Source organism: Pseudoalteromonas aliena (assembly GCF_038155085.1).
Lineage (GTDB): Bacteria > Pseudomonadota > Gammaproteobacteria > Enterobacterales > Alteromonadaceae > Pseudoalteromonas > Pseudoalteromonas aliena_A.
This window is the reverse complement of the sequence record NZ_JBAKAU010000008.1, coordinates 96,183-115,236: the sequence shown is the minus strand read 5'-3', so window position 1 is coordinate 115,236 and position 19,054 is coordinate 96,183. Positions and strand designations below refer to the sequence as shown.

The following is a 19,054-nucleotide window of genomic DNA, read 5'->3' as shown; positions in this document are numbered from 1 at the left end:
TTTAAGTTTTGTCAGTAGCTTGTTTATTTACAAATGATAGGCTGCTGCTATCTTCTTCTAATAGTGCTTTAGCTTCGCTCGCGGGCTTCAGTTTATCGCTAATAAGCTCAACATCTTCCTTTTCGAAGCGTTGTTTCAAGCTGCCTTCAATAATTGCACCAGCATCTATGCTTAATGTATCGTGAAATACATCGCCGTGAACATGTGCACTATCTTGAATTCTCACTTCACCTGCGTTTAGTGTTCCAATTATCTTGCCTTTTACTATAACACTTTCTGCTTCTACTACGCCTTCAACAATACCTGTAGAGCCTATAACTAAATGCGCGGCTTTAATATCACCATCAATGCGGCCATCTAGCTGTACTTCACCCAGACTGATTAATGTACCTGTCATACGAACATCTTCGGAAATAATAGAAGGGGTGCTAGTTACTTTTTTTAAAGATGAGCTATCTGCTTTCTGCTTTTTTTTACTGAACACTAGAAAACGCCTTTGTAATTTTTAGAGGATTTACGTGTTTACCATTAAGTAATACTTCGTAGTGTAAATGAGTACCGGTACTTCTCCCTGTGCTACCCATCAAGCCAATAACATCATTTTTAGTGATAGTTTGACCTTTTTTTACTTTAATCTTATTTAAATGGCCAAAACGTGTTATTAAGCCATTTTTATGTTTTAGTTCTATAAAGTTTCCATAACCACCGTTACGCCCTGCTCTAAGTACTATCGCATCTGCTGGGGCAAATATTTCTGTTTTATGCCAACCAGCAAAATCCACACCTTTATGAAAAGCATGGCGACTGTTCATTGGATCATTACGTAGTCCGAAATTACTTGAAATATAATATTTTTTAGCTGGTAAAGGAAGTGTGTTAGGTAATTCAGTTAAGAAACTTTCTAAATTATTTAATGATAGTAGCTTGTCGACTATTGATAAGAAATGTTTAGGAATTTTAGTTTCATCAAAAGCATCTAATGGGCCACCTTGTGCGATTGTTTGTTTGCCTAATGTTAAATGTTGTTCAAGTACCGACTCTAACCCTGCATCTTTTATCATAGTTAAAATGGTTTTACGGCGTTCACCTATTTGATTTTCCAATAGGATAAAGTTTTTTTCGTATTGTTGATTTAAACGTTCGACACGTCCTGAAAAACTAATAGTTGTATCAAATATAAGCGCTGAGCTTTTTTGTGGGCTATTGTCTATCAGAGGTTCATGAAATTCATTTTCATTAATTGGTAATTTAAGCTCTGTATCAAGTTTAATAGAATCTTTACTTATTGAAGCAGGTAATGATTCAATCATATTTTGTAGCAGCGCTTGTTTTTGTTCTAATATTGCAAGCTGCTCTATTTGTTTATTATATAATGCTTGTTGTTCGCTAGTTTTCTTCATCCATAGCGTTTGTTTGTTTTGTTGGTTTTGCTCGATATTCGAGATTTTATTTGTTTGTGTATAAACTCGAAAGCTAGAAATACTAATCCATACCGCAGTTGCTAAAATAAGAAGTACAGCAAAAATCTGCAACCAAGGGGGTAAAACAACATGCTTAACTTCACCATTTTGACGAATAAGTAGCTGACGAGCAGGGAAAAATTTATGATAAAAAGACTTTATAAATACTGACATGGCATATAAACACTGGCTATTAACCGAATTAAGATAGCAATTTGAGTTAAAAAAGCTAGAAAAAAATTGTAACTGTCCAAAAATTAATAAAAAAGGGCTGCATTTTAGTAAGCAGCCCTTTTAAAAATTTTTTTGATATTCGTATTATTTTGCCGGCAGTACTGTGCTTTCTACAGAGCCAAAACCTATACGTGCATAGCCTTCCTTTTCACACCAGCCACGCATAATAACGTTATCGCCATCTTCTAAAAAGCTGCGTTGTTCGCCATTACTTAGCGTAATTTTTTCTTTACCGCCACGAGAAAGCTCAAGTAATGAACCTGCCTCTTCGTGCGTTGGACCCGACTGAGTGCCCGAGCCTAGCATGTCACCTGGCATAAAGTTACAGCCATTTACTGTATGGTGAGTAACCATTTGCGCCACAGTCCAGTAAGAGTGCTTAAAGCTAGATGTTGATACGCGCGTTGGGTTATGGCCTTCGCTACGCATTTTTTGCGTTTGAATTTTAACATCCATTTGAATATCAAAAGCACCTTGGTCGCGATTCGTTTTTGATTCTAAATAGTCCATAGGCTGTGGATCGTTTTCATCACGTGTCCAGCTTGTTCTATAAGGTGCTAGTGCTTCAGTTGTTATAATCCAAGGTGATACAGTTGAGGCAAAGTTTTTAGCTAAAAATGGACCAAGCGGTTGGTATTCCCATGCTTGTAAATCGCGAGCTGACCAATCGTTAAATACACAAAAGCCAAATACGTGGTTTTCAGCATTTTCGATAGCGATTGCATCGCCCAGTGCATTGCCTTTGCCTAAGTAAATACCCAGCTCTAGTTCGTAATCAAGGCGTTTACACGGACCGAATGATGGTACTTCAGCGTCTGGGGCTTTGGTTTGACCTTTAGGGCGATGAAATGTTTGACCCGATACGTCAATAGATGAAGAGCGACCATGATAACCAATAGGTACCCATTTATAGTTAGGTAATAATGGGTTGTCAGGGCGAAATAAACTGCCTACGGCGGTAGCATGATAAATAGAGGTGTAAAAGTCAGTGTAATCACCGATCCGACAAGGTAGTGAAAACTCTATATCAGATTGTGCAATCAACGTATCGCTAAGCGCTTGTTGGTGCTCAGAGCCCGCTCTTAGGGCTTTTGAAAGGGCTAAACGAAGTGCTGACCAATATTGCCCCCCTAAGCCCATAAATGTATTTAGAGTTGTTTCACTTGCTGCATCAGTAGCTGTTTTAGCGTCACCTGCTAAAACGTTTAATTTACTCAGTTTTGCTAAATCGATTACTTGGTCACCAATTGCAACACCACCACGAAAGGTCTCATCAGACCCTTTACGACGAAATTCTGCAAACGGTAAGTTTTGAATTGGGAAGTCGCAATTATCAACATTAGCTGACTCTACCCAGCTGGTTAAATTAATATCGTGGGTTTCGTTAATTAGGCTCATTACATTTCCTTTGGATTTTACTGTATGGCGACAAGGTATAGTTTATTTAATCATACTTGTACTTGGCACCATACTTTTTAAATATTAAAACGACAAAAAGCAGCGAAGTTCGCTGCTTTTAATTTACTCAAATATTTTATAAAACGCCGCGACGCTCTTGGTCACGTTCGATTGATTCAAATAATGCTTGGAAGTTACCTTCACCAAAGCCACCATCATCAACGCGTTGGATCATTTCTATAAAGATTGGACCAAATAAGTTTTTAGAGAAAATTTGTAATAAATAACAATTTTCACTTTGGCTATCTACGAGTATCTGATGCTGACGAATTTTTTCTTTATCTTCAGCAACCCAAGGTACACGGTCAAAAATAGTATCGTAGTACTCTGGGATAATATCTAAAGTAGCAATTGTTGATTTATCAAGCTTATCGAGAGAGCTTACTAAGTCATCTGTTAAAAACGCTAAATGTTGAACGCCTGGGCCATTGTATTCACCAAGGTATTCGTCAATTTGGTTGTTATCGTTACCTTTACCTTCGTTGATTGGAATAGAGAAAGTGCCACAAGGAGACTTGAGTGCATACGAAATAAGCGCTGTTTTTTGACCTTTAATGTCAAAGTAGCGTACTTCAGTAAAACCAAATACGTCTTTATAAAAGTTAGCCCATTTTTCCATGGTGCCTTTATAAACGTTATTAGTTAGATGATCGATTCGGACAAAGCCTTTATCTTCTACAATATTTTGCGTTTCTAAGTCTTCAAAATCACTTTCATAAATAGTGCCTTTGTCGCCAAATTGTTCAATAAAGTAAATTAGGCTGTCGCCAATACCATAGATTGCAGGGTAAGGCATATTTTTATGCGTTGAGTCGGTCGCTGGTTTTGCACCACGCTCTACTGCTGTTTCAAATGCTTTTTGCGCATTCTCAACACGCCAACCCATTGAACAAATAGCAGGGCCATGACTTTTAGCAAATTCTGCAGAAAAACCTTCACGCTCGTTATTCAGTAAAAAGTGAATATCGTTTTGGTTGTAATAAACAATGTCTTTACCTTTGAATTTTTTAAGCTTAGAGAAGCCAAAATCAGTAAATACTTTATCCATATAATCAGCATCAGGTGTTGCGTACTCGGTAAATTCAATACCGACTAAGCCTAAATAGTTATTTACTTCACTCATTATTATTACTCCCGCAATTAAGCACTGCGATTATGTGTTGTTGTCATATTGCAGTAGATAATCAATCAGATTTTTAATTTGGGGAAGAGGAGGGCGCTATTTAGTGTCTAGTGCATGTGTAAATTTTATAGGACGGTTATTATAAAGTTACGTGTTTGTAATACAGTTAAGTAAAATGAAGTTATATGGTACAAATTAAAGTAGGAGTACTTGTTTTTAAGTTATTGTATTTAAATATTAAAAAGGAGGTTTAACCTGTGCTAAACCTTCTTTTATAATTAATAAGCAAAAGTCTTTTCGTACTTAATTGTTTACGTTTTGAGAGGCGTTGCCAAAAAACTTGTTTCGCTGCTCTATCCACAAGTTAGTTTTAATTGCTGGAGCTGCTTGATAATGGCGCTCAATGGTTTGATTTAGCACTCGCGTCGGTTGCTCAAAAGACAGTTTTTGTTGCGCGCCGCCCATACTTTTAATTTCATCTCTGGTCATAGCACGTCCTGCATAAAGCAGCGAGTTTAAGTACCCTGGTACTGTTTCGTAATTATCATCTGTGAAAAGCAATACAGATTGATTGAGTGCCCAGCGACTATCGATTTCGCCATCCTCTTTTACGCCAGCAAGGTCTCCATCTATATAGACTTCAAACACCCCATTCGTTGGTGCTGTATAAAATACAAAAGCTATACGATGCCAAGAGTCGGGTTGTGTATTGCCAAAATAACCGCTATCGCTTGTTGATCTGCCATAACCACCGCTTGGGTCGATAAACATATCGGCATCATCATTGAGATAATCAGTTGTATTGGCTTGCATAATTGCACGGTAAATATCTTTACCTTCTGCGGGCCAGTATAAATCCATTACTAAGGTGTAGTCAGACACCATTCCTTCATTTGCAAAGTCACCATTTGCTGGCGTGTTTAAGTCTATAAGTAAGCCTTCTGTTGGAGCGTGGCGAGAAAACGCCATAACACCTGAAGGGCCATCAATTAAATCATCAATATTTAATTGAGTAGTGGTGCTATATTGTGTCTCTGCAGTGCCCCAATTTGTTTCATCTGGATCAAAGTAGTTAAGTATTGATGGTCCAAAATCAGCAACTAACGGATTGTTAGCATCGTCAAAATTCCATACGGTTACATTTGCTAAGTTACTACACGAGTAAAGCTCAGTGTCGGTATCCAAATGTAGGCACTGGCTTGTTCTAAATCGAGCATATTTATCAAGTAGCCACCAAGCTTCGGCTATTGGCTCTACGTTTGAGAATGTAACACTATTAAAAAATAAATCAGGGTTTAAAGCCGCACCTTTAAATAGCGCAACTTCGTAGTTATTTGTGGATTGTATATCTTCAGGTTTAAGTAAAAACCAATCTGGTTGACTTGCAAACATCGCTGTTAAGTTATTTCCCGATACTGATACTTTATAAATCGAGTTAAACCCAGGTGTATTTGATGGTTGTCTTTCTACGTAAAAAGCTTTATGGAAGTCTTCCTGAGTAAGTGTGCCCGGCGTCCAGCGCTTTTGTACTAATTCAGGGTTAAGTAATGCAGCACTAATTGTGCTTGAGTGTTTTGCGGCTAAGGCGGTTATTTCAGCTACTTGTAATGCGGTTGGGTAATTCTCTGAAATAGCTATTTCAGTTTCTGCATCGGGAGCATAACGGCCCATTATCTCATCTATTGCTAGCTTTATTGTCTCATCACGTTCAACAATCGTATCAGTTTCAATAGCTTTGTAATCAACAACAGGAGATGATTTATCAGCTAAATTAAAATTTAGGGTTAAATCAGTGATACCTTTTGCGTAAAAATCAGGCTGTATAACAATAGCCCCGTTTTCTAACGTATCGAAACTTTCACCACCATGTGTATGGCCGCCAAGTATTAAATCAATGCCTGCGACATTAGTTGCCATATCGGAGTCAAGGCCTACACCTAAATGGCTGAGCATAATCATATAGTCTACGTCATCACGATATTGGTTAACTATGCTTTGAGCTACTTGTTGCCACTGCCAACTCATTCTAAATTGTTTTATAAAATCAGGGATAGGCTCATCTTCAATTGGTTCATCAAGTTCATTCCATGGTACTGAAGTCATACCAAATAAACCTAAAGTAACACATCCCACTTGTACTTTTGCAAACCCAACCCCTGCAAAATCTTCTAGTTGCACACCTTCATACCGTGTATTACTCGCGAGGACTATGGCATTTTCATCTTGTGAATAACTTAATAATTTTTCTGGACCCCACGCGTAATCATGGTTTCCAATAACACGAATATCAAACTGCATTGCTTTAATTGCTTCTTCGGTAGCAGAGCCTTGAGATAACTGTTCAGCAACTGTTCCTTTTTCATAGTCATCTCCACCATTTGTAAATAAAGTATAAGGCGTTTGGCTTACAGCTTGATTGTAATAGCTCTTGATTCGACTAAAGTATTGTTCTTTATAGCCAAAGCGTGCATGTAAGTCTGCAACATGAATAAATCGCACGGGTTGCTCTGTTGCATTAATATCACAGGTAGGGCCAATATTTGCGAAAGCTTCCTTGCGCCGCATTTGAATAGCATAAGTGCCTAATGTATAAACCTGCGCACTTACAAAGCCATCTAAAACGGTTGAATTTGAAATTATTTCCCATGTAGTCCCAGACTGCTTTGCTATAAACAGTTGTCCGCCGAGAGCATAATCTGTAGGTATTTTTATTGTAATCGTTACAGGATTTGAAAAAGTAAGAGAAGTGGGTGTGAGCTTATATAAGTCGGAAACTACATTTTTTAATTTATTAGTGTCATCAATAAGTGCTTTTTCAAAAGTTAATTCAGTATCGCTAGCTACAATATTGCCAGGAGCACTGAATATAAACTTATCTTCATCTAAGGTGCTTTTTAGTCCTGTAGAGCTTGATAACACAAGCCTGATTGGTTCTGGCTCAATTGGATCGTTAGGGTTAGCTGTAACTTCGTCACCGCCACCGCCACAGGCAGATAAAAAAATAACTAAGAATACTAAAGTAGTGGCGCGTGTTAACGATAGCATGTATGGCTGTCCCTGAGTCTATTTTATAGTCAATCTGAATATAGTATCAGTTAACGTGAGTGGGGCAAAGTTGAATACAAAAATTCCCCCATAGAAGCTATGGAGGAATTGTCTTAGGTTATATTGCTACATATGAAATAAACAATAATTAAGATACTTTCTCTTCTAAACCTTGTTTTTCCCATACTTTTGCTTTGAAGCTCATAAGTACTAAAACAATACCAACACCAATGCTAAATAGTGCAATTTGTAGGTATAGGTTAGGGATTTCTTGAACGTTATTCGGATCGAAGTTACCGGCCAGTATGCCCGAGATAACATTACCAATAGAGTAGGTTAAAACAAACACACCCATTAATTGGCCCGTATAACGACGAGGCGATAACTTGCTTACTGCACTTAATGCCACGGGACTTAAACATAGCTCACCGACTGTATGTAAAAAGTAAGTCGTGACAAGCCAGTAAGGCGCAACCTTTAGACCTTCAGCAGCATAATGAGCGGCCATAAACATAATTAAAAAGCCAGAAGCCATAATAATTAAGCCAAGTGCACATTTAACGCTGTAAGTTGGCGATATCATTTTCTTTGAAAGGTTTATCCAAAGTGCAGCAAAAAACGGCGATAAAACAATAATGAATATTGAATTTAAAGATTGAAACCACGTAGTTGGAATTTCAAATGTACCGATAAGACGGTCTGTGTAATCACGAGCAAATAAGTTAAGTGATGAACCCGCTTGTTCAAAACCAGACCAAAAACACGCAGAGGCAACACACACTAGAAATAGTGCCCACATTCTTTGTTTCTCAGCATCTGTTAGATTACCTTTGAAATAGATAAGACCGAAGTACACAAAAAATATAACAGTAAATATAACGGCTGTGTAACCAGCTACAATCGAAGGGTTTATAACAATTTCACCTGTCATAGCAGCTACTGTAACGCCAGTCACAACAGCGACAAACAATGCAATAGCACCCCATGTGCGAGATGCACCTTTAGGGCTTAGTGGATTAGCAGGTAGTGCGCTGTGTTTTGGCAAGTTATTTAGCGTAAGTTTGTACTGTATTAAGCCAATCGCCATACCAACGGCTGCAGCACCAAATGCCCAGTGCCAGCCAACATTTTCCATAAAGTAACCACATACGTAGTAACCAATTAAAGAACCTAAGTTAATACCCATGTAGTAAATGGCATATCCGCCATCGCGGCGCTCATCAGCATCGCTGTATAATTGGCCTACCATAGCGCTAATATTTGGTTTAAGTAAACCAGTACCTGTAGCTACAAATATTAAACCGATAAAAAATGAATATTCATGTGGAACTGCCAAAATAATATGGCCACACATGATAATTATACCGCCATACCACACTGCTTTTTGGCCACCGAATAATCTATCGGCGAGCCAACCCCCTGGTAAACCTAAAAAGTATACCGCGCCTGTGTATAAACCATAAATTGCGGCAGCTGATGCAACGGTAAAGGCAAGGCCTTCTTCTTGTAAGCTTGCTGTCATGAACAATACGAGCATAGCTCGCATGCCGTAATAACTCATTCGTTCCCACATTTCAGTGAAGAACAATGTTGAAAGTCCTTTAGGGTGGCCAAACCAGCCACTATCTGGAGCTGAACTCATATTTACTTCCTAACTTTAAGTATTGTTTTGATGGCCTTATAATTTTTTGCTTTAGCTATTTTAGAGTTTTTACACGCTAAAATGCTCGACCATCAGTATATTATTTGTAGCTAAGATAATGATTTGCTATATGGTAGTAACACCACAAGGTAAAAGACACACCCTTATCCTAGTTACAATTGCGCTCAAGTATACATATACCTTAGTGCGAGGGGAAGCATTCGCGATATATCACCGCCCACCGCGTTAAAAGTCAGCGTAAGGAATAATCGGCGTACCCGGAAACTCTAATGTACCGTATACCGGGTTAAAATAGTAACGGATATACAGCTGGCCAAAGTTCGGCTCGTAAAAGTCAGAGCGATCAATAGCTAAGTAACCACCAAAAAACCAATGTGGTGTTATACGATACTCAAAGCTACCTTCTATGTTATACGAGACCCCTGAACTGTCATCACTTACAAAGACAGGATCAACGCCAGTGGTTAGCTCTCTCTCGTAAGCTTGTAATTGAAGGGTGGGATCGTTAGGGAAAAAGTCAATCGCTTGAGTTTTGGTTTGTGAATACGATACACCTGTTTTTAAGCGATAAACAAAATCATCCCCCCACCGCGCGTCATAACTTAAAGGAACTGACAAGCCTACATAGTTTTGAGGGCTATAATAACCGCCATGGCCCCAGGTTTCTTCACTTAAATTATACTGATAAGCCCAATGTAGTAAGCTTGCACCAACAGTAAACTCTCGCTCTTGGTTACTAATAACTCGATAGTATGTACCACCCATTACTCTATAGCGTTGGTTATCTTTAACATTTTGACCTTTGTATAAGGTAAAGTCAGCACTGGACCAAAACCCCCAATTGCCGCCTAAATCGTGGGAAACATTGGCTGTAAGGCCTGTCGAGCGAACTCCTCCCCAAATTTCACCGGTGTTTATATCTTCAAGGCCTGCATAAGAGAGTACTGAACTTGTTACAGGGCGTTTTTCAAGTTCTAGGCTATAACCAAAGTCACCAAAACTATCTGCATAATTTAGACCCCATACAATATCTTCAATTAAAAAACCAAGTGGGGTAGTGCCTACATCTACACGCCAATTTTCATTTTGCCAGCCAATGCCTACATCTACACCGCTTTCCTCTGGTGTAACTTCATCGATTACACAGGTAAAAATACACAGTGCACCTTGCCCGTAGCGGCTGCCTGCAAACTGTTCATCAAAACGTGTGGTTTGTGCGCTAATAGTTGTAGGGTCTACTTTAATAAATCCTTGGCCTTGCCAAAGCGGAAAGTAAGCTTCAATAGGTACTGAGCCAGCGCCTAGTGTTGCGTCACTTTCGGTGCTTGTTTGGCCGCTAAAATTAACGCCAATGGCAATGTAAGCTTGATTTTTGTTTTGCTCGTTTATTAGTTCGCGTTTAGCACCATTTATATACCAAGGATCGTTTTCATCTATTTTTAAAAGGGACCCATATAGCTCTTTATCGTTTAGAGTTCGATTAGGTGAAAGCGTTTGCGAATACCAAGATTGAGCTTGTTCTGATTCATTAAAATTACTGGCTACTTGTGCACCTAAATAGCGTAGCTCTTGATCGCTTGGTGACTTTTCAACAAGTTGTTTAGCTAAATAAAGTGCATCCCCTGAGTAGTTAAATTCATTAAGAGATGACATGATTTGGCGTTGTAAATAAGCTTCTTGCGACGAGGTTTGTTCTATCGCTTTTTGTGTCACTTCTTTTGCTTGAAAGTCCTCCCCGAGTTCTCTGTATGCTTTTGCAATAGCAAGTAAAGCTTGAGGTTCTATAATTTGTTTATTCTTTACTTTTTGCTGATACAAAATAACTGCAGATTCTCGTTGTTTAAGTGCTAAATTTGCATTAATGAGTGCAGTAGTTATTGCTGGTGTATTTTTGTATTTTTGATCAAGCTGATTTAGCTTAGCAATTAAATCACTACCGCTGTAATATTGGTTAATATAATTATTTTGTAATTGTACATATTGAGTAACTTCATTTTCAGATGCATCTTTTGGAAGCTCATACTGTACAAACCACTGCTTAATTTTTTGCTTGTTTCCTTGTTCTAAAAGCCACTCACCATAAAGCATATGCCAATAGGCAGAAAGAGTTGGTTGCGCTACTAATGCTTGGCTAATGAGCTTCATGGCGTGCTCTTTTTCATCAATTCGATACCAACTACGCGCCAACTCGGCTTGCATAATAGGAGCTAAGTTTTGTGCTTCTAAATTGCTTAAGTGGTAAATCGCAGTCGCTTTATTTTTAGCGTCAAGATAACGTTCGCTTTGTGTTAAAGACTCACTAAGTTGAAGTTGCTGCTCAAGTGCAATTATATCTTCATCTCTTGATTTATAGGGTATGTACTGTAATGTTTTAATCGCTCCTCGATAGTCATCAATAGAACGTAAGAACAATGCATGGCTATAACGAATTTGAGGATTTAATGGAAATTGCCACAGGACATTATTAAATATAGCGCGTGCTTTTCCTGTCAGACCTTTTTGCTGATATATAAACGCTAAATCGTAATATAGCCAAGGCTGTTCTGGTGCTATTTTAATCGCATCCTTTAATGTTTTTTCAGCTTGCTCTAGGTCTCCTGATTGCGAGAAAGTGTTCGCTTTAGCGCGGTATTGGCTACTTAGAGATACTGAATAAGATTGCTTAATTTGGTTTTTTTGAGCAAGAGATAGTTTATTATGAAAAGAGATTAATGCTTGCTCACTTTGCTCTAATTCAGCTATTTCAAGTAAGCCTAATAAAGCGCTGGTATTAAGAGGGTCGTTTTTTAAAACAATTTGATATGTAATAGCTGCTTGTGAATACTCGCCTTGTGCAAACTGCAGCAAACCTTTGTTATATAAAACTGTATTGGGGTCCAGATCTAGGGCATCTGCTAAATTTAGCTTCAGTTTTGCATTTTTAAATTCGCTACTGCTAATAGCATCTTTAGCTTGGCGTATATAAAGCCAAAACTTTGCTGTTCTTGCTAACCCTTGTAGTGTTTCCCGCTCGGCAAAATCAGGTGTATATTTCTGAGCATCAGTAAAATACTTATAAGACTTTTGGTTATCACCTAGACGTAAATAAAGTATACCTAGGCTTCGCATTATTTTACCGTCTTGCGGGCGCCCTTTAATTGCTTTTAGAAGTAGTGGTTCTGCATTTTTTAGTTTATTTTTATCAAGCAGATCATTGCCTCTGATCCAAAGTTGGTAGGCGGGGTCTGCAAGTAAAGTTTGACGTGCTTTTAGAGCTTTTTTGAAATCTTGATATTGGAGTTCACCTTTGCTGCTAAATGGGTAAATAGTAAAGTAATTCTGAAACTCTTTATCTGTATCAGTATCTATAGGCATGTTGGCTAATGCGCTAAGCCAAATTTCCTCGATTTCATAGCTAAAAGAAGACGTTGAACCGTATTTTTTTAATATGCTAATTGCATTCTTATTTCTCGGATTACGTCTAAGTAAATGACGTGAGTAAGCTATTTCAATTAAACCAATATTAGAATAATTCTTTAGTAGGTTTTCATAGCCTTTTTTTACAGTTAGCCACTGAGAGCTATCTTGGCTATACCAGCTTAAGTGTTCTAATTCATAATTTAGGGTAGGGTATACATTATTAAATATTTTACTATAAATTTGGCGGGCTTGTTCAAATCGCCCAGCACGTGCAAGTAGTTTAGCTTGTTGAATAGCAGCCTTATCTTTACCTTCAATACGTGAAAGAACCTTTAACTTTTCAATACACGGAGCTTGTTTAGTAAGTCCATTATCTAATTTACTCAATAATTGATTTGCTTTTACATTAGCACCATTGGCAAAGTCATAACGCGCTAGAGCACACTGTGTTTCTATTCGAGAAGGAGCAATAGCTACTAACTTCTGTAAGCTATCTTCAATTAACTTTTTATTTTGCTGCGCTTCACCGATGCTTATTTGGCTTAATAGCCACTCTACAGGTTGTGTATCAATATCGTTGACTGTGTTAGCGCTTAATCCTTGACTAAGCGCTAATGTGCAGGCTAGGGCAAACCTTATTGGCATTCAGAACTCCATGCTGGCTGAAGTGTCCCGTCTGCTGTAATTGAAAAACGATTATTTAAAGTGCTTGTACCAAACAAGTTAAGCACACTGTCGTAATAGCGAGTTTGGGTAAATGACTTATTAACCATTAGTTTTTGCTGGATAGTCATAATTAGTGAGTTATCGTTTTGCGATGCAAGTAAGGGTAGTAAAGCGGCATTAAAGCCAACTGGGCCTCTTTTTTCAGATTTTCCTGATTTAGCAAAGGTATTTAAAGGCACATAACCGCGTTTATTAATTGTTTCTATGAAAGGATTAAATTGCGCTAATAGCTCTTCTTTATAAGGAGCATCGCTTGCCATCATACTAGCCCATAAGTAGACTCTAATAGCGTTATAGCTGCCTAAGTCAGTGGTTTTATTATCGTAATAGAACCCATTGTTGGCATCATACATCACCCAGTCAGGGCTTACACCCTGCTTAGCTGAATCCAGTATTAATTTTGCGGAACTCTCATGTAACTGATGCCAAGGAGAATTTGGATAGAGCTTTTTGAATTGTTGATAAATAAATAATGGTGAATAGCTAGGGTTTAACTTAAAACGCCCATTATCGAATTCAAAACCAGCAGGGGCGGGGAGTAATGATAAACCCAAACCGGAAATATATGCTGTTTCTTCGTACATTATACGTTGTGCAAGTACTGCCGCTAATATGCTATAGCGACGTTCATCCCATAAAATAGCAGCCTGAGATAGGCTGTATGCAATCCAAAGATCAGAATCTGATGCGGGATTAGAATCCAAAATCGATCCTACATTATTATCTTCACCCCATTGCCATGCTGGTAGGCGGGTACTCAAATCGCCTTCAGCTAAATGCTCTTGAGTCCAATCGAGTATTAGATCAAAGGTTGCTTTATCATTGGCGATAATAGCAAAGAATAATGCATAAGACTGCCCTTCTGATGTGGTAATGTTTTGCTCGCTACCTAAATCTATTACGCGACCATCTTGGTTTATAAAATGTTTTTTAAATGTTTGCCATGCATTCCATGGTTGGCACTGCTCTATTTGTGCGTTGACATTAAAGCTAGATAATAAAATTACGGTAAAAAATATATTAATGAATGATTTCATTATTCATCCCCTTCAGTTAAGCGCTTGTAGGTGAGTGCTTGTAGTAAGCGCCATATAATAAATGAGATCAGAAGTAGTGTTAAAATAGACAATAGTGCCAGTACAAATGGATGATCTGACAAATGGAACCAAATTAGGGTATGCACAGGAATGTGACCAACAAAATATTGCTCATCAGTTTTAATTGTTTTAATGCCTTGAGAGTTTATGACCGCAGCACTGCCTTTAATTTTCGCAAGAGCTTCTGAACTCATTAACGCATCATCTAGCAGAGTAAAGGCTTTTTGTGATGTTGCACTGAGCGACACAATTGAGCGCTCTGAATCAAACGGTGATTGAAAGCCTGTAATTACCGCCATATCACCACTACTTTTTATGCTCACTTGTATTTTATCTGTTGCTTGTTCATCGTAAGCACCATTGTATATAGCTTGTTTAATAGCGCGCTGATTGTTATCAAGTAAGATATTAGTTTGTGCGTCTTCATCTAAGTTATTAGCAATGCTATTAGATTTGGCGATTACTAAGATATCTTTATCATCTAAGTTGGCATCTTCATTTAAATGAGCAACGCTTATTCTATGAGCGGGGTAACCTGTGATAGCACCAAAGTGGCCTGTTAAATTAAACAATACAGATAGCGCCTTAGGTGATGGAACTTCATCTATCAATACTAAAGTTTGTTGTAAGTCTGCGTATTTTGTAAATGGGAATCCGCTGTTTGCAAATACATTTAAGTCAGGTAATGCGATGTAATGATCAAAGCCACTTACATCAATGTTGGAGTTTCCATCAATTACCCCGTATTCACCACCAGGTGGAGCAATGCCACATTCGCCTTTTTTAAGTACTGCAAATCTAAAGTCAAAATTTAACTCATTTCGGCTGGCAAGATTAATACCATCTAATGAAAAATCTTCAGCGCTTTGCGTTGTGTCTGTATTAGCGATTAAAGGCAACAAGGTTTTAGCGGTGGTTAACGATGTGTCTCTTTTATCTAGTAAAAAACCACTTATGAACTCTTGGTTTATTAGCATGTTTAAACGAGAATTTAAGGTTGCGCTCTCTGGGGTATTACGGTATTGCAAAGTAATAGGAATACCTTTTTCACGCCAAGTAAATAAATCAGGTGCAAAACGAACATTTAGCTTTATAGGACCATTGTTAAGTCCCTCAGCTTGTAGCTGAGTTGGGTAGTCAATAAGCTCATCAAAGTGCACGGGACGATCGCTTCTGAGCCATCTCGGCGCATCATAAGCTTTACGCAGTGGGAGTTTGTTAATTGCTTCAATGCTTGCACTTCTGCCTGTCATTATTTTATGACCAAATACAAGACCTGTGACCGCTGTTTTTAAATCTTTTTCGTCACGGCCCAAAATTAATAACATTTTATTGTACCTGTGAATCGGACTTGAAATTAGCTCAATTGTTGGCTTTTCAACATCTGGATAATCTTTTAAAAAATCAGGTTTTGAGTCATTAGTAATAAACACCACACTGTGCTGCTCTGGTGCTTTATTTAAAACTACTGGAAAGTTAGCGCCACGCCAGTCTGCTTGCGCACCAAACCAACTAGATAAAGTGGCAGCAGCTTCTATTGCTTGTGTATTAGGTGTGCTTGCAAATACAAAAGGTAAGTTTAATTTGTTGTAATCTTTAGCATCAAAAAATGGTTCTGGTAAATATTCAAGACGACTATCAATTGCTAACTGTTTTTGATTGACCGTGATGTTACTGGATTTATTTATTTCAGTCCAAATCGAGCGGCTAAAGTAGTCTTGGCAATTTAAATCATAATAGCCAACTAACTCAAAACGTATCTGATTATAATCTTGAATATATTTAGCGTTAAGATTTAAGCTATGGCTAGTTGTGTTTTTAACAACACTTAATTTCTCATTAATTGGTAAAACCGTAACTAAATTATCATTAAAATAAACTTTTAAATGTGAAACATTAGAGACCAAAGAAGGCGAATTTGTATACGAAAAATTAAGCTGTAAATTTGTACTTAATTTATCCACTCTATTAGTAAAGTCGACCCGTGAAGTATTATTTACACCATCAAGTTTGTAGCCATTGAAGCCTAAAGCCTCAAAGCTTAGCTGTAAGGTTGAAATGTTAGCACTCTCAGGGTAGCCATTTACAAACAGAGCTTTGTCTTGCATGGGCTCGATAGCGAGCACTCTATATGCGCTACTAATAAGTAACAATATTAGAAATGTATTAAGTAACTTTTTAATCATAATTATTATGCACTATCGGTTTTTTTGGAGTAAATGAATTTATGTAAATGACAGTATTAGTCATAAACTTAATAATTGGTTGTAACGCTCTTGGAGCATGAAATAGTAAATTACTAAAGCCCCGTAAACTGGTTTTTTGCACTTCTTTGAAGCTATACGATGGACGGTCATGTCTAAAATTATTTTGCCAATCTAACCAAGCATCTGCTCTTGAGAAAGTACACTGTATAAAAGCCCTTTGTTTTTCGAGAGACAGATCTTTGAGGGTCAGCCCAATTTGTTTTTTACGGGTATTACACACATAAGTTGTAAATGAAAACTGTTTGTTACCACGACTCATTAATAATTCAATTTTATCGTTAACACGACATAAATGCGCATGCTCAGTTTCTATGCCTACACCATTATCTGAATAATCCGTTATTTTTACTTTTAAAGTATGTCCATTAGCTAAACGAACGCCGGCGGGGAAGTTCGCCTTGATACGATGCGAGTGTCTAACTTGGCGAGCTTCAGCAGCAACTGCAACCGCAGCCCCTAAAATAATAATATTATAAATGGCCCAGCCCATACTAATTAAAAGTACGCCAATTTGGGTTGGATCACCTAAGAACAAGCGTAGAACCCCAACAGTTATACCTAATAAATTAATAAGTAATAAAATTAAATAAGGCTTAGATATACCCCAATCGTAATGCTCCTCGTCATTTAAGCCTCCTTTTTCTGTCACGTTAAATTTACCCTTGTTAGGATTAAATAAAGCAACGGTGGTTGGTTTTAATATGTACCAAGCAAGTACTGATTCATACACCTCTCCCCAAAATGAGTACCTATACTTACCTTGAATACGTGAATTGGTCGCTTTTATCTGGATAAGCGTTGGCACAACATAAATAAAGATAGCCAAAAACGGAGCGTAAATAATGTATGCATTAAAGTATATAAGCGCCAAAGGGGCTGTTAAAAACACAATACGTGGAATACCCGATAAAAAATGCAGCATAGCGTTTATGTAACACAAGCGCTGAGGAACACTTAAGCCTTTACCCATTAACGGGTTATCGAGTCTAAAAATTTGCGCCATACCACGAGCCCAACGGATACGTTGGCCTATATGTGCAGAAAGACTATCTGTAGCAAGCCCCGCAGCTTGTGGAATATTTATGTAAGCTGTTTTATAGCCTGCGCGTTGCATGCGAAGTGCTGTGTGAGCATCTTCAGTTACAGTTTCAAATGCAAATCCACCAATATCATCAAGCGCTTTTCGTTTTAATACGGCGCAAGAACCACAAAAAAAGGTTGCATCCCACATGTCGTTACCGTCTTGAATCAGTCCATAGAACAACATGTTTTCGTTAGGAATTTGACTGTGGTTATTAAGATTTCGCTCAAATGGATCTGCTGAGAAAAAGTGATGCGGTGTTTGCACTAAACACACCTTACTGTCTTTTAAAAATTGTCCCATCGTCATTTGCAAAAATGAGCGAGCAGGGACGTGATCACAATCAAAAATAGCAATGTATTCACCATCTGTATAACGCATAGCGCTATTCATATTACCTGCTTTTGCGTGATTATTATCTGGGCGAGTTAAATAACCGACGCCAACCTCTTGAGCAAATTCACGAAATTCAGAGCGTTTACCATCATCAAGAATATAAACGTTTAATTTATCTTCTGGCCAATCAATACTTAGAGCAGCAAGAGTTGTTGGTTTTACAACACTCAATGGCTCATTATAAGTTGGTATGTAAACATCAACAGTTGGCCATAAATCAGTGTCTTTAGGTAAAGGAATAGGTTTTCGTTCAAGTGGATTAATAGTCTGAAAAAAACCTAAGATAAGTACAAGCCAAGCGTAGGTTTCAGCAAGAAGTAAACCACTGCCTAAAACTAAAGCGACAGGGTCATCCCAGTTTAAAGTCTCTGTGTAACGCCACCATAAATAGCGAGAGGAGGTTGTAACTGATAGAGTGATCATGACTATCGTCGCCATTTGTCCTTTCACTCGTTTAAGTGAGTATGCAACTAATAAAATAAAGCTTATAAAAACGGCTTGAGCTTCCAGACTAAAAGGAATGGTTACAAATATAGCCAGTAAAAATAAAATAAATGCGAGGACAATATACTTTACTAACTTATTTTGCCAAATGAGTGAATCAGCCATTGTTTTAAAAGCACTTTTTTTAGTATTACCTTTACTTTTTGATAGCGTTCGCCTTAATAATTTACCTAGCTTTAAATCGAACCAACGTAACTGTTTTAAGAAGGTGCTCACACTATCGTAAAAATAGTTAACTGCATTTTCTTTAATTGAGCTTACTTTAGGATTACTTTTAAAAAGCACTAAGAAAACGCTTTGTATAATAAAGCGAACCACATTCGAATAAATGTAGTTGCGGTAAGGCAGCTTTAAGTGTGGGTAATAATCATAAAGTATAAGCTCAAAGTGATTTTTGTGCTGTTTAATCTTTATAAATAATGAGGCTAATAGTGTAATGAAAGGCATTAAGAAAGCCTCTATCACGTTTACTTTGTGATGGTTAAAGTAACTATAGAATTTAAATAAAATATAGCGCACGAGTTTATCTGTAAATAAAATGCTCAACAAAACATATAGCGTGCTGTGTACGGGACGGTTGTATAATAATGTAATAGTCATT

At 37.8% G+C, this 19,054-nt stretch carries 10 protein-coding genes; all 10 read right to left on the bottom strand.

The genetic code is table 11. From position 1 onward, the window contains the following. Position 1: 1 nt before the first annotated feature. The 10 genes from V6260_RS09925 to bcsA all read right to left on the bottom strand — a co-directional run bounded on the left by V6260_RS09925 (position 2) and on the right by bcsA (position 19,053). A complete protein-coding gene (locus tag V6260_RS09925; protein WP_341593918.1) occupies positions 2-484 on the bottom strand; it encodes a polymer-forming cytoskeletal protein in 483 nt (160 codons plus the stop codon). Further along, a complete protein-coding gene (locus V6260_RS09920) occupies positions 474-1,634 on the bottom strand; it encodes a M23 family metallopeptidase (protein WP_341593917.1) in 1,161 nt (386 codons plus the stop codon). Before V6260_RS09920 ends, V6260_RS09925 begins: the two co-directional genes overlap by 11 nt. Before the next feature lie 144 nt (positions 1,635-1,778). Then, positions 1,779-3,092, bottom strand: a complete 1,314-nt coding sequence (gene fahA / locus V6260_RS09915) for a fumarylacetoacetase (protein WP_341593916.1) — start codon at positions 3,090-3,092, stop codon at positions 1,779-1,781. A 136-nt stretch (positions 3,093-3,228) separates the two neighbouring features. Beyond that, positions 3,229-4,275 carry a 4-hydroxyphenylpyruvate dioxygenase gene (gene hppD, locus V6260_RS09910; RefSeq protein ID WP_341593915.1) on the bottom strand — a complete coding sequence of 349 codons (1,047 nt, stop codon included), beginning with the start codon at positions 4,273-4,275 and terminating at the stop codon, positions 3,229-3,231. 303 nt (positions 4,276-4,578) lie between these two features. After that, positions 4,579-7,320, bottom strand: a complete 2,742-nt coding sequence (locus V6260_RS09905) for a metallophosphoesterase (protein ID WP_341593914.1) — start codon at positions 7,318-7,320, stop codon at positions 4,579-4,581. A 148-nt stretch (positions 7,321-7,468) separates the two neighbouring features. Then, on the bottom strand, positions 7,469-8,962 hold the full coding sequence (locus V6260_RS09900; RefSeq protein ID WP_341593913.1) for a peptide MFS transporter: 1,494 nt from the start codon (positions 8,960-8,962) through the stop codon (positions 7,469-7,471). A gap of 246 nt (positions 8,963-9,208) precedes the next feature. After that, entirely contained in the window at positions 9,209-13,027 is a 3,819-nt protein-coding gene (locus V6260_RS09895; RefSeq protein ID WP_341593912.1) for a cellulose synthase subunit BcsC-related outer membrane protein, read from the bottom strand. Further along, the gene (gene bcsZ / locus V6260_RS09890) at positions 13,018-14,145 is read right to left on the bottom strand and encodes a cellulose synthase complex periplasmic endoglucanase BcsZ (RefSeq protein WP_341593911.1); all 1,128 of its coding nucleotides are present in this window, start codon (positions 14,143-14,145) and stop codon (positions 13,018-13,020) included. The genes V6260_RS09895 and bcsZ overlap by 10 nt, the downstream gene beginning before the upstream one ends. Further along, positions 14,145-16,391: a cellulose biosynthesis cyclic di-GMP-binding regulatory protein BcsB gene (bcsB, locus tag V6260_RS09885; protein ID WP_341593910.1), complete on the bottom strand. Its 2,247-nt coding sequence runs from the start codon at positions 16,389-16,391 to the stop codon at positions 14,145-14,147. The genes bcsZ and bcsB overlap by 1 nt, the downstream gene beginning before the upstream one ends. After that, positions 16,384-19,053 carry a UDP-forming cellulose synthase catalytic subunit gene (gene bcsA / locus V6260_RS09880; protein WP_341593909.1) on the bottom strand — a complete coding sequence of 890 codons (2,670 nt, stop codon included), beginning with the start codon at positions 19,051-19,053 and terminating at the stop codon, positions 16,384-16,386. The genes bcsB and bcsA overlap by 8 nt, the downstream gene beginning before the upstream one ends. Between the last annotated feature and the right edge of the window lies 1 nt (position 19,054).